This window comes from Burkholderia sp. AU17457, assembly GCF_002223255.1.
Lineage (GTDB): Bacteria > Pseudomonadota > Gammaproteobacteria > Burkholderiales > Burkholderiaceae > Burkholderia > Burkholderia sola.
The window spans coordinates 1,803,868-1,816,046 of sequence record NZ_NKFB01000005.1; the positions used below are offsets into that span (position 1 = coordinate 1,803,868).

Sequence of the window (12,179 nt, forward strand, 5' to 3'; positions counted from 1 at the left end):
ACCCAATCGACGCAACCCACGATGACCGACAGACTCGACGGCGTAACGACCTTCGTCCAGGTCGTGGAATCGGGCAGCTTCGCGCTGGCCGCGGAGCGGCTCGACATCACGCGCTCGGCGGTCGGCAAGGCGATCGCGCGGCTCGAGAAGCGGCTCGGCGCACGGCTGCTGCAGCGCACGACGCGCAGCCAGAGCCTGACCGACGACGGCCAGGCGTACTACGACCGCTGCGTGCGCGCACTGGCGGAGCTGGAAGCGGCGGAAGCCGATCTCGACTGCGGCCGCCACGAGGCGCGCGGCAAGCTGCGGCTGAGCGTGCCGCTCGCGTTCGGGCACCACTGCGTGACGCCGATCGTGCTCGACCTTGCGCGCACTTACCCGCACCTGCGGATCGACGTATCGATCACCGACCGCTTCGTCGATCTCGTCGAGGAAGGGATCGATCTCGCGGTGCGGATCGGCACGCTCGCGGACAGCACGAGCCTCGCGGTGCGGCGGCTCGGCACGCAATACGGCAGCCTCGGCGCGGCGCCGTCCTATCTCGCGCGCCACGGGATGCCGAAGACGCTCGACGACCTGAAGCACCACCGGACGATCGCGTATTCGCGTTCGGGCGTGGTGCAGCCGTGGTACCTGCGTGCGCCGGACGGCTCGACGGTCCACATCGACATGCCGCATCAACTGAGTTTCGACGACGTGCAGGCGATCGCCGCGGCCGGGGCGGCCGGGTTCGGGATCGCGTGGGTGCCGAGCTGGCTGCTCGACCAGTACGTGAAGCGCGGGGAGATGGTGGTCGTGCTCGATCGCTGCTTCGTCTGCGAAGGCGACATTCACGCGATCTGGCCGAAGACGCGCTACCTGCCGCGCAAGACGCGCTGCGTGATCGACGCACTCGCGCAGGCGATTCCGCCGATGATCGAACGCCCGGACGAAGCGCGCTGAGACGGGTCGAAGCCGACGCGCCGCGCGGCGCGTCGGGTCATCACGCAGAGATCACGCCGCGCCGAGATCGGCGAGCGGATGCGCGAACAGCTTCCACGGCGACGTCAGGAAATGCCGCACGCGTTCGGCGCGCAGCTCGACGAGCGACGCGGGCGCCCAGCGCGGCTTGCGATCCTTGTCGACGAGATGCGCGCGCACGCCTTCGCAGAAATCGCCTTCCTCGATCGCTCGCGCGACGATGCCGAGCTCCATCCGGAACGACTCCGCGAGCGTCATCTGTCGGCCGCGCAGCAGCGCCTCGCGCGTCACCGCGAGCATCGTCGGCGAATGGCTCGCGAGCGCATCGAGCGTCGCCTGCAGCCATTGGCGGTGCTCGCGCGCGAGTTCGTCGCGCGCCAGCTCCTGTGTGAGCGTCGCGACGATCCGCTCGACGGTCGAGCGCTTGTCGAAGTGGCGGACAATCCACGGCATCTGGCTGTCGAGCGCCGCATGCGGCACCACGTTGCACGGCGGCTCGAACACCTTGCGCAGCAATGGCAGCGCGTCGCCGTCCCACTTCACGCTTTCGATGCGCGTCTCGAACGTATCGAGCCACGCGGACGGCACGCACAGGTCCGCGAGCTTCGCGCTCAGCGCGTCCGCGCCCGACAGCATCGCGCCGGTCAGCCCCACGTACAGTTCGAGTTCGACCGGCATGCGCGACAGGAAATGCGTCGCGCCCACGTCGGGCACGAGGCCGATGCGCGTTTCCGGCATCGCGATCCTGCTGCGCTCGGTCGCGACGCGCAGCGCCGCGCCCTGCGCGAGGCCCATGCCGCCGCCCATCGTCACGCCGTCCATCAGCGCGACCACCGGCTTCGGGAACGTGTGGATCGCGTAGTCGAGCCGGTATTCGTCGACGAAGAACGGCAGCCACGTTTCGCGCTGCGCGACCATCCTGTACAACGCACGCACGTCGCCACCCGCACAGAAGCCCTTCTCGCCCGCGCCGCGCAGCACGACCGCGACGATCTGGTCGTCCTGGCGGCAGCGCTCGAACAGCGCCGTCAGTTCGCCGATCATCGCGTACGACAGCGCGTTGAGCGCGGCCGGCCGGTTCAGCGTGATCAGCGCCACGCGGTTCACCACGCGAAACAGCACCTCGGGCGCATGCTCCGCGAATGCATCGTGATTCGTCACCGGCGTGCTCATCGTTGCGGCTCCTCCCCATCGGTGCGCCACTGCGGCGCGCGCTTGCCCAGGAATGCCACCACGCCTTCGCGCGGATCGGCCGTGTCGAACAGGTCGACGAAGCGTTCGCGCTCGACGGCAAGCGCCGCGCCGCGCGGCACGCCGCGGCGCGCGAGGCCGATCAGCTCCTTGCTGTAGGCGACCGCGTGCGGGCTTTGCCGCACGACGTTGCGCGCCAGCGCGAGCGCCGCATCGCGCGCGGCGCCGCTTTCGACCACGTCCTCGACGAGGCCGATCCGCAGCGCGGTGGCCGCATCGACGCGCGCGCCGGTCAGGATGATCTTCTTCGCCCAGCCTTCGCCGACGAGCCAGGGCAGCGTCTGCGTGCCGAGCCCGCACGGCAGCAGGCCGACCGACGGCTCGGGCAGCGCCATCTGCGCATGCGTCTCGGCGATCCGCAGGTCGCATGCGAGCGCGCATTCGAGTCCGCCGCCCATCGCATAGCCGTTGATCGCCGCGATCGTCACCACGCGCGCGTCGTGCAGCGCCTCGAACGCCGCGCCGAAGCGCGACGCCATCGCGCGCGCAACCGCGCGATCGCCGTCGGCGAACGTGTTGAGATCGGCGCCCGCGCTGAAGAATTTCGGGCCGTCGCCGGTAATCACCAGCGCGCGCACGCGCGGGTTCGCATTCAGTTCGGCGACGGTTTGCTGCAATTGCCGCAGCCCGTCGGCGGTAAAGGCGTTCGCGGGCGGACGCTTGAGCGTCGCGCACGCGATCGCGCCGTCGTCGACGTAGTCGAGTTCGATCATGAGGCGTCCTTCTTCGTGGCCGGTTGATACAGGCGGATCACCGCCGAGAAATCGAGCTGGCCGTCGCCGCGGCTGCTCATCGTCTGGTACAGCTGCTGCGCGAGCGCGCCGAGATAGACGGGCTGGCGCGCGTGCTTCGCCGCATCGTTCGCGAGGCCGAGGTCCTTCAGCATCAGGTCGGTGCCGAAGCCGCCCGTGTAGCCGCGCGACGACGGCGCGGTCTCGATCACGCCCGGATACGGGTTGTAGGTATCCGAACTCCAGCAGCGTCCCGTCGACGTGTTGACGATGCCGGCCAGCACCTTCGGGTCGATGCCGAGCGCGACGCCGAGCGACATCGCCTCCGACACCGCCGCCATCGAGATGCCGAGCACGAGGTTGTTGCAGACCTTTGCGACCTGCCCCATCCCCGTCGCGCCGCAGTGCACGATGTTCTTGCCCATGCCGGCGAGCACCGGCTTCACGCGCTCGAAATCCGCGTCGCTGCCGCCGACCATGAAGGTCAAGGTGCCTGCCGCCGCGCCGCCGGTGCCGCCCGACACCGGCGCATCGACGAACGCGCCGCCGTGCTCGCGCACCAGCGCGCCGAACGCCTGCGCGCTCGCCGGGTCGATCGTGCTCGAATCGATCACGGTCGCGCCCGCGCCGAGACCGGCCAGCACGCCGTTCTCGCCGGCGAGCACCGAGCGCACGTGCGGCGCGGCCGGCAGCATCGTGATCACGAACGTCGCGCCCGATGCCGCATCGCGCGGCGACGCGGCCACCTGCGCGCCGGCGTCCTGCAACGCGCGCAACGCGTCGGCGCTCAGGTCGAACGCATGCACGTCATGGCCGGCTTTCAGCAGGTTCAGCGCCATCGGCGCGCCCATGTGGCCGAGGCCGATAAATCCGATTTTCATGTTGGGTTCCTCCGCCGCTCAATGCAGCCGGATCGTCGTGTTCACCGGGCCGGCCGTCGTATCGTCGTCGAACCAGCGCGCGGTGACCGTCTTGGTCTGCGTGTAGAACTGCACGACCTGCTTGCCGTACGGGCCGAGATCGCCGAGCTTCGAGCCGCGCGAACCGGTGAAGCTGAAGAACGGCACGGGCACCGGGATCGGGATGTTGATGCCGACCTGGCCGACGTCGATCTCGCTCTGGAACTTGCGTGCGGCCGCGCCGCTCTGCGTGAAGATGCCCACGCCGTTACCCATCGGGTTCGCATTGACGAGCGCGATCGCGTCGTCGAGCGTGTCGACTTCCATCACGACCAGCACCGGCCCGAAGATTTCATGCGTGTAGATCGACATGTCGGTTTTCACGCCGGAGAAGATCGTCGGGCCGATGAAGTTGCCTTCCTCGAAGCCCGCGACCTTCACGTCGCGGCCGTCGAGTTCGAGCTTCGCGCCTTCCTTGATGCCCATGTCGATCAGCGACAGGATCCGCGCCTTCGCCCCGCGCGACACGACCGGCCCGACGTCGGTGCCCGCTTCCGAGCCCGCGTTGACTTTCAGCGTCTTCGCCTTCGCGACGAGATCGGGCAGCCATTCGCGCGCGTTGCCGACGAGCACCGCGACGGAAGTCGCCATGCAGCGCTGGCCGGCCGCGCCGAAGCCCGCGCCGACGAGCGCGTTGATCGCCTGCTCGCGGTTCGCGTCGGGCAGCACGATCGCGTGGTTCTTCGCGCCCATCATCGACTGCACGCGCTTGCCGTGCTGGCTGCCGAGGTTGTACACGTGGGTGCCGACGGCCGTCGAGCCGACGAACGAGATCGCCTTCACGAGCGGATGCGTGCAGATCGCGTCGACGACTTCCTTGCCGCCGTGCACGACGTTCAGCACGCCTTTCGGTACGCCGGCCTCGAGCGCGAGCTCGACGAGTTCCATCGTCGACATCGGGTCCTGCTCGGACGGCTTCAGCACGAACGTGTTGCCGCAGACGATCGCCATCGGGAACATCCACAGCGGAATCATCGCGGGGAAATTGAACGGCGTGATGCCCGCGCACACGCCGATGGGCTGGCGCAGCGTGTAGGTATCGACGCCGCCCGCGACGTTCTCCGCGAATTCGCCGAGCTGCAGCGTGCCGATCGAGCACGCATGCTCGACCACTTCGAGGCCGCGGAAGATATCGCCTTCGGCATCGGGAATCGTCTTGCCCTGCTCGGCCGTCAGCGTCTTCGCGATGCGCTGCTGGTTCGCGCGCACCAGGTCCTGGAACTTCAGCATGATGCGCATGCGCGCGGAAATCGGCGTGTTCTTCCATGTCGCATACGCGGCGTGCGCGGCCCGCACGGCCGCGTCGACTTCCGCGACGGTCGCGAACGGCACGCGCGCGAGCACCTGCTGCGTCGCCGGGTTGACGATGTCGCGCCACTCGCTCGTGGCGGACTCGACGAAAGCGCCGTCGATCAGCAGCTTGACCGTCGGCACGTCTTGCCCCGTACGGGGCGTCGGATTCGCGTTCATCAGTGCACTCCTTGCAGTGAGCCGCGTGGCGTCAGGCAACGCGCGGCCGGTTCGGTTCAGTGTGGCTGCGGACGGCGCGCCGAAAAATGCGGCGCGCGCGGCCCGCGGCCGGTCATTTCAGTTCGGCGGCGAAATCTTCTTCCCAGTATTCGCCAGGCATGCGCGCGCTCGCATCGTCACCGCGCTCGATCTCGCGGCGGCGCAGTTCGACGCGGCGGATCTTCCCCGAGATCGTCTTCGGCAGCTCCGCGAATTGCAGCCGGCGAATGCGCTTGTACGGCGCGAGCTTCTCGCGCGAGAAACGGAAAATCTCCAGCGCGAGCGCGGGGCTTTCTTCATAGCCCTGGCGCAGCGTGATGAACGTCTTCGGCACCGACAGCCGCACCGGGTCCGGGCTCGGCACGACGGCCGCTTCCGCGATCGCCGGATGCTCGATCAGCACGCTCTCGAGTTCGAACGGGCTCAGCCGGTAGTCGGACGACTTGAACACGTCGTCCGCGCGGCCGATGTACACGTAATAGCCGTCGTCGCGACGCATCGCGATGTCCGACGTGCGGTAGTGGCCGTCGCGCATCGCGTGGGCCGTCGCGTCGGGATGGTTCGCATAGCCTTTCATCAGCCCGACCGGGCGCGTGACGTCGTCGCCGATCGGCAGCGCGACTTCGCCTTCGGTCACCGGTGCGCCGTCCGGGTCGAGCAGCGCGATCCGGTAGCCGGGCAGCGGCCGGCCCATCGAGCCCGCGACCACCGGCTGGCCCGGCGAGTTGCCGATCAGGCAGGTCGTCTCGGTCTGGCCGTAACCATCGCGAATCGAGATGTTCCATGCCTTCTTCACGCGCTCGATGATCTCGGGATTCAGCGGCTCGCCCGCGCCGACGATCTCGCGCAGCTTCACGTCGAACGACGCGAGCGGCTGCTGCACGAGCATGCGCCACACGGTCGGCGGCGCGCACAGCGTCGTCACCCGGTACTTGACGAGCGCATCGAGCACGATCTTCGGCTCGAAGCGCGCATAGTTGAACGCGAACACGCACGCCTGTGCATTCCACGGCGCGAAGAAGCAGCTCCACGCATGCTTCGCCCAGCCCGGGGAGCTGATGTTCCAGTGGATGTCGCCCGGCTGCAGGCCGACCCAGTACATCGTCGACAGATGACCGACCGGATAGGTGCGGTGCGTATGCTCGACGAGCTTCGGCTTCGACGTCGTGCCCGACGTGAAGTACAGCAGCATCGGATCGTTCGCGTGCGTGACGGCGTCCGGCTCGAACGCGGCGCTCGCCGCATAGCCGTCGTTCATCGCGAGCCAGCCCGCGCGCGGCGCGCCGGCGACGATCTTCTGCTTGAGGCCGAGCCCGGCCTGCTCGAACTTCGCGGTTTCGTGCTCGTCGACGATCGCATAGGTCGCGCCGCCGATCTGCACGCGGTCGCGCACGTCGTCGGGCGACAGTTGCGTGGTGGCGGGCAGCACGATCGCGCCGAGCTTCATCGCGGCCAGCATCGCGTCCCACAGCTCGACACGGTTCGGCAGCATCAGCAGAATGCGGTCGCCGCGTACGACGCCGATCGAACGCAGCCAGTTCGCGATCCGCGACGAACGCTCGGACATCTGCGCGAACGAGTACGGATCGCCGGTGCCGGTCGCCGCGTCGACGATCCACAGCGCCGGCTGGTCGTTGCCGCGCGCCATCGGGTCGAAGTAGTCGAGCGCCCAGTTGAACGCATCGAGCACCGGCCATTCGAAATCGCGGTACGCGGTGTCGTAGTCGGTGCGATGGCGCAGCAGAAAGTCGCGTGCGTCCAGGAATGCCTGTACCGTCATGTGTCGTCTCCGTCCAGTCTCCATGCCCAGCGGTCAACCGGCGCAGGTGCCGCAGCACCTGCGCCGTTCCGTGTTGCACGGCGCACGGTCACGTCGTTGCGTGCCGCGTTCGCCGCGCTGCCCTCGTGCCTGCGTCGTGTGCCTGCTCGTTCGATTGCGTGGTGTCGGATGGAGCGCGCCGCGACTCAAAGCTGCCGCGCGATCACCATCCGCTGCACTTCGCTGGTGCCTTCGTAAATCTGCGTGATGCGCGCGTCGCGATAGTGACGCTCGACTTCGTAGTCGACCAGGTAGCCGTAGCCGCCGTGGATCTGGATCGCATCCGAACACACGCGTTCGGCCATCTCGGACGCGAACAGCTTCGCCTGCGACGCTTCCGACAGGCACGGCAGCCCGGCCGTGCGCAGCTTCGCCGCGTGATGCACGAGCAGGCGCGCGGCGTTGATCTGCACGGCCATGTCGGCGAGCTTCTGCTGGATCGCCTGATGCTCGGCGATCGGCTTGCCGAACTGCACGCGCTCGCCCGCATAGCGGCGCGCCTTGTCGAATGCCGCGCGCGCGATGCCGAGCGCCTGCGCGGCGATGCCGATGCGCCCGCCTTCGAGGTTCGACAACGCGATCTTCAACCCTTCGCCGCGATTGCCGAGCAGGTTCTCTTCCGGAATCGCGCAGTTCTCGAGCGTGATCGGGCACGTATCCGACGCGCGGATGCCCATCTTCTTCTCCGGCTTGCCGACGATGAAGCCGGGCGTGTCGGTCGGCACCAGGAACGCGGAAATGCCGCGCTTGCCGGCTTCCGGGTCCGTCATGGCAAAAACGATCGCGACACCGGCGCGCTGGCCGTTGGTCACGAACTGCTTCGCGCCGTTCAGCACCCACTGGCCGTCGCGCAGTTCGGCCCGCGTGCGCAGGTTGTTCGCCTCGGAACCGGCATGCGGCTCGGTCAGGCAGAATGCGCCGATCACGCGGCCGGCCGCCATGTCGGCCAGCCAGCGATCCTTCTGCGCGGGCGTGCCGAAGCCGAGGATCGGCCCGCAGCCGACCGAGTTGTGCACGCTCATCATCGTCGCGCACGCGGCGTCGCCGGCCGCGACTTCCTCCATCGCGAGCGCATAGGCCACGTAGTCCGTATACGAGCCGCCCAGTTCCTGCGGCACGATCATCCCGAGCAGGCCGAGCTCGCCGAGCTGCGCGACGATCGCGTCGGGCAGGTGCGCGTCGTGGTCCCACTGCGCGGCGTTCGGCGCCAGCCTCTCGGTGGCGAAAGCGCGCGCGGCGTCGCGGATCATCCGCTGGTCTTCGGTGTAAAGCTCGTCCATGGTGCTGCAGTCTCCCGCGGCCGCCGGGCGCGACCGTCCTTGCGTTTCGATGCAACAAGTGTAGGCAAGCGCGCGCGACTGTTCGATGCTCGCGTCGCTCATTTACACTGAGCGTTTTTGCCACACCGGCGACACCGATGAAGCAGGAAGACAAGGGAACCGTCGCGATCAGCCTCGTCGCGTACAGCGTCGCGCTCGCCACGCGGCGCGGCGTCGCGGCCGAGCCGCTGCTCGCGCAGGCCGGCATCGCCCCGGCGCTGCTCGCGCAGCCGCGCGCACGTGTGTCCGCGCAGCAGTACGGCGCGTTGTGGAACGCAATCGCGCGCACGCTCGACGACGAGTTTTTCGGGCAGGACAGTCACCCGATGCGCAGCGGCAGCTTCATCGCGATGAGCCAGGCGGCGCTGTCCGCACGCGACGGGCTGCATGCGATGGCGCGCGCGGTGAACTTCATGCACTGCGTGCTCGACGACCTGCACGCGGAACTCGACGCGAATCCGCAGCGCGTGCGGCTGCGTTTCGTGCACCGCAACAACGGCGCGACGCCCGCGATGTTCACGTACGCGACCTATTTCATCATCGTCTACGGGCTCACCTGCTGGCTGATCGGCCGGCGCATTCCGCTGCTGCATGCGAGCTTCCGCTGCGACACGCCGCCCGCCGACCACGAATATCCGTCGATGTTCTGCGACGACATGCGTTTCAACGAGCCCGATTCGTATGTCGATTTCGATCCCGAATTCGCGACGCTGCCGGTCGTGCAGAACGCGAAGACGCTGAAGACGTTCCTGCGCAACGCGCCGGCCAGCTTCATCGTCAAGTACCGCAATCCGAACGCGCTCGCGCAGCGCGTGCGCGCGGTGCTGCGCGGGATGCCGCCGGCCGCGTGGCCGGGCGCGGGCGGGATGGCCGCGCGGCTGCACGTGGCCGAGGCCACGCTGCGCCGCAAGCTGCACCAGGAAGGCCACGCGTACCAGTCGATCAAGGACACGCTGCGGCGCGATCTCGCGTTCGAGGCGCTGGCCGACCCTGCCCGCACGATCGCCGACGTCGCGGCCGCGACCGGGTTCGCCGAGCCGAGCGCGTTCTACCGCGCGTTCCGCAAATGGAGCGGGCGCAGTCCGGCCGACTATCGCGACGAAGTGCTCGCGCGCGGCGGCGGCGCGAGCTGACGCCGGCCGGTGCGGCCGCACCTTCGCGCTTTCGGCTGAAACCGCCTAATCTTCAAGCATCGGGCCCACGCCCTTTTTCGCGAGCCGGACGGCACGCGGCCGTGCGCCGCCCGGACGTCCCGATGCGTTTTCATCGTCATGAGCCGCCGGCGCCTGCCGCGCCGGCCGGCCGCCCCCGTCACCCGCTGTCCGCGCGGGTCGCGCGCGCCGCGCTGTTCGCGGCGCTGCTCGTCGTATGCGCCGCCGTCGCCGCGCCGCCATCGGCCCATGATGCGCCTGCCGCGCATCCGGTCGTCGTGATTCCCGTCAACGGCGCGATCGGCCCGGCCAGCGCCGATTTCATCGTGCGTTCGCTCGACCGCGCGGCCCGCGAGCACGCGCCGCTCGCGATTCTCCAGCTCGACACGCCCGGCGGCCTCGATACGTCGATGCGGCAGATCATCAAGGCCATCCTCGGCTCGCCGGTGCCGGTCGCCGCGTTCGTCGCGCCGGGCGGCGCGCGGGCGGCGAGCGCGGGCACGTACATCGTCTATGCGAGCCACTTCGCGGCGATGGCGCCGGGCACCAATCTCGGCGCGGCGTCGCCCGTGCAGTTCGGCATCGGCGGCGCCGCGCCGCCGGGCGCGAACCCCGCTGCGCCGCGACCGACCGGTGCATCGGGTGCATCCGGCGTGTCGGACGCGCGGGCCACGCTGCCGACCGATACGCAATCGACCGAGATCCGCAAGGCGATGCAGGATGCGTCCGCGTACATCCGCGGCCTCGCGCAGTTGCGCGGGCGCAATGCCGAATGGGCCGAGCGCGCGGTGCGCGAAGCCGTGAGCCTGTCGGCGAACGAGGCGCGGGCGCAGCGCGTCGTCGACCTGATCGCGCAGGACCCGGCCGATCTCGCCCGCCAGCTCGACGGCCGCGCCGTGACGACGACCGCCGGCACGCTGCATCTGGCGACCCTGCACGCGCCGCTCGTCGTGCTCGCCCCCGACTGGCGCAGCCGCTTCCTGGCGATCATCGCCGATCCGAACGTCGCGCTGATCCTGCTGACGATCGGCATCTACGGCCTCTTCTTCGAATTCGCGAATCCCGGTTTCGTGCTGCCGGGCGTCGCCGGCACGATCTGCCTGCTGGTCGGGCTGTTCGCGATGCAGTTGCTGCCGGTCAGCTATGCGGGCCTCGGCCTCATATTGCTCGGGCTCGGCTGCCTCGTCGCCGAGGCGTTCCTGCCGACCTTCGGCGTGCTGGGGTTCGGCGGAATCGTCGCGTTCACGATCGGCGCGCTGATGCTGATCGACACCGACGTGCCCGGCTACGGGATTCCGTGGCCCGTGATCGCGAGCCTCGCGCTCGGCGGCGGGCTGCTCGTCGCGGGCGTGTCGAGCGTCGCGCTGCGCGCGCGTCGCCGCCCGGTCGTGACCGGCGCCGAGGCGATGCTCGGCAGCATCGGCGAAGTGCTCGACGACGGCCTGCAGCCGGACCAGCCGCAGGGCACGGCCGGCGCCGCGCCGTCGGCCGCCGGCTGGGCGCGCGTGCACGGCGAGCGCTGGCGCGTGGCGAGCAGCACGCCGCTGGCGGCCGGCTGCCGCGTGCGCGTGACCGGCCGCCACGGGCTGACGCTGACCGTCGCGCCGCTCTACGACGCGCCCGCCCCCGCCCATCCCCAGGGAGAACCTTCATGATCGGTTACACGTTCGGCTTCAGCAGCGTCCTGGTCGTCTTCGTCGTGGTGCTCGTCGCATCGTCGATCCGCATCTTTCGCGAGTACGAGCGCGGTGTCGTGTTCATGCTCGGCCGGTTCTGGAAGGTGAAGGGGCCGGGGCTCGTGCTGATCATCCCGATCGTCCAGCAGGTCGTGCGGATCGACCTGCGCACCGTCGTGTTCGACGTGCCGGCGCAGGACGTGATCACGCGCGACAACGTGTCGGTGAAGGTCAATGCGGTCGTGTATTTCCGCGTCGTCGATCCCGAAAAGGCCGTGATCCAGGTCGCGCGCTTCTTCGAGGCGACGAGCCAGCTCGCGCAGACGACGCTGCGCGCGGTGCTCGGCAAGCATGAACTCGACGCGCTGCTCGCCGAGCGCGAACAATTGAACGCGGACATCCAGAAGACGCTCGACGCGCAGACCGATGCGTGGGGGATCAAGGTGTCGACGGTCGAGATCAAGCACGTCGACCTGAACGAGACGATGATCCGCGCGATCGCGCGGCAGGCCGAAGCCGAACGCGAGCGACGCGCGAAGGTGATTCATGCGGAAGGCGAATTGCAGGCGTCGGAGAAGCTGCTGCAGGCCGCGCAGCGGCTCGCGCTGCAGCCGCAGGCGATGCAGTTGCGCTACCTGCAGACGCTGACGACGATCGCGGCGGACAAGAATTCGACGATCGTGTTTCCGCTGCCGATCGATCTGCTGGGCGCGTTGCTGGACCGGTTGGGGGCGAAGCGCGAGCCTTGAGACGCGCGCGGGCCGATACCGATAAGCGCGGGGGCGTGGGCTGCGCCGCCCCGCC

The 12,179-nt window shown here is 69.2% G+C and carries 10 protein-coding genes; 4 read left to right on the top strand and 6 right to left on the bottom strand.

Annotated features, from left to right (window positions below):
- The first annotated feature begins 21 nt into the window (after positions 1-21).
- Entirely contained in the window at positions 22-942 is a 921-nt protein-coding gene (locus CFB49_RS25360; protein WP_069617358.1) for a LysR family transcriptional regulator, read from the top strand.
- 51 nt (positions 943-993) lie between these two features.
- On the opposite strand, the gene CFB49_RS25365 is transcribed toward CFB49_RS25360, so the two are convergent.
- From CFB49_RS25365 to CFB49_RS25395, 6 genes are all read right to left on the bottom strand, one after another.
- The gene (locus CFB49_RS25365) at positions 994-2,133 is read right to left on the bottom strand and encodes an enoyl-CoA hydratase/isomerase family protein (protein ID WP_069617359.1); all 1,140 of its coding nucleotides are present in this window, start codon (positions 2,131-2,133) and stop codon (positions 994-996) included.
- Complete coding sequence (locus CFB49_RS25370) at positions 2,130-2,924, bottom strand: enoyl-CoA hydratase (RefSeq protein ID WP_089492627.1); 795 nt, start codon at positions 2,922-2,924, stop codon at positions 2,130-2,132. The genes CFB49_RS25365 and CFB49_RS25370 overlap by 4 nt, the downstream gene beginning before the upstream one ends.
- Positions 2,921-3,823 carry a 3-hydroxyisobutyrate dehydrogenase gene (gene mmsB, locus CFB49_RS25375; RefSeq protein WP_089492628.1) on the bottom strand — a complete coding sequence of 301 codons (903 nt, stop codon included), beginning with the start codon at positions 3,821-3,823 and terminating at the stop codon, positions 2,921-2,923. The genes CFB49_RS25370 and mmsB overlap by 4 nt, the downstream gene beginning before the upstream one ends.
- A gap of 18 nt (positions 3,824-3,841) precedes the next feature.
- Complete coding sequence (locus CFB49_RS25380) at positions 3,842-5,371, bottom strand: CoA-acylating methylmalonate-semialdehyde dehydrogenase (protein ID WP_089436878.1); 1,530 nt, start codon at positions 5,369-5,371, stop codon at positions 3,842-3,844.
- Positions 5,372-5,483: 112 nt separating this feature from the next.
- Positions 5,484-7,190 carry an AMP-binding protein gene (locus tag CFB49_RS25385; RefSeq protein WP_089492629.1) on the bottom strand — a complete coding sequence of 569 codons (1,707 nt, stop codon included), beginning with the start codon at positions 7,188-7,190 and terminating at the stop codon, positions 5,484-5,486.
- 185 nt (positions 7,191-7,375) lie between these two features.
- On the bottom strand, positions 7,376-8,509 hold the full coding sequence (locus CFB49_RS25395) for an acyl-CoA dehydrogenase family protein (RefSeq protein WP_069617364.1): 1,134 nt from the start codon (positions 8,507-8,509) through the stop codon (positions 7,376-7,378).
- A gap of 137 nt (positions 8,510-8,646) precedes the next feature.
- Here CFB49_RS25395 and CFB49_RS25400 point away from each other — a divergent pair, with 137 nt between their 5' ends.
- The 3 genes from CFB49_RS25400 (at position 8,647) to CFB49_RS25410 (ending at position 12,124) form a co-directional block, all read left to right on the top strand.
- Positions 8,647-9,681, top strand: a complete 1,035-nt coding sequence (locus tag CFB49_RS25400) for an AraC family transcriptional regulator (RefSeq protein ID WP_089492631.1) — start codon at positions 8,647-8,649, stop codon at positions 9,679-9,681.
- Positions 9,682-9,803: 122 nt separating this feature from the next.
- Positions 9,804-11,354 (top strand): NfeD family protein, encoded by a 1,551-nt coding sequence (locus CFB49_RS25405; protein ID WP_089492846.1) that lies wholly within the window; start codon positions 9,804-9,806, stop codon positions 11,352-11,354.
- Positions 11,351-12,124: a slipin family protein gene (locus tag CFB49_RS25410; protein WP_069617367.1), complete on the top strand. Its 774-nt coding sequence runs from the start codon at positions 11,351-11,353 to the stop codon at positions 12,122-12,124. Before CFB49_RS25405 ends, CFB49_RS25410 begins: the two co-directional genes overlap by 4 nt.
- The last annotated feature ends 55 nt before the right edge of the window (positions 12,125-12,179 follow it).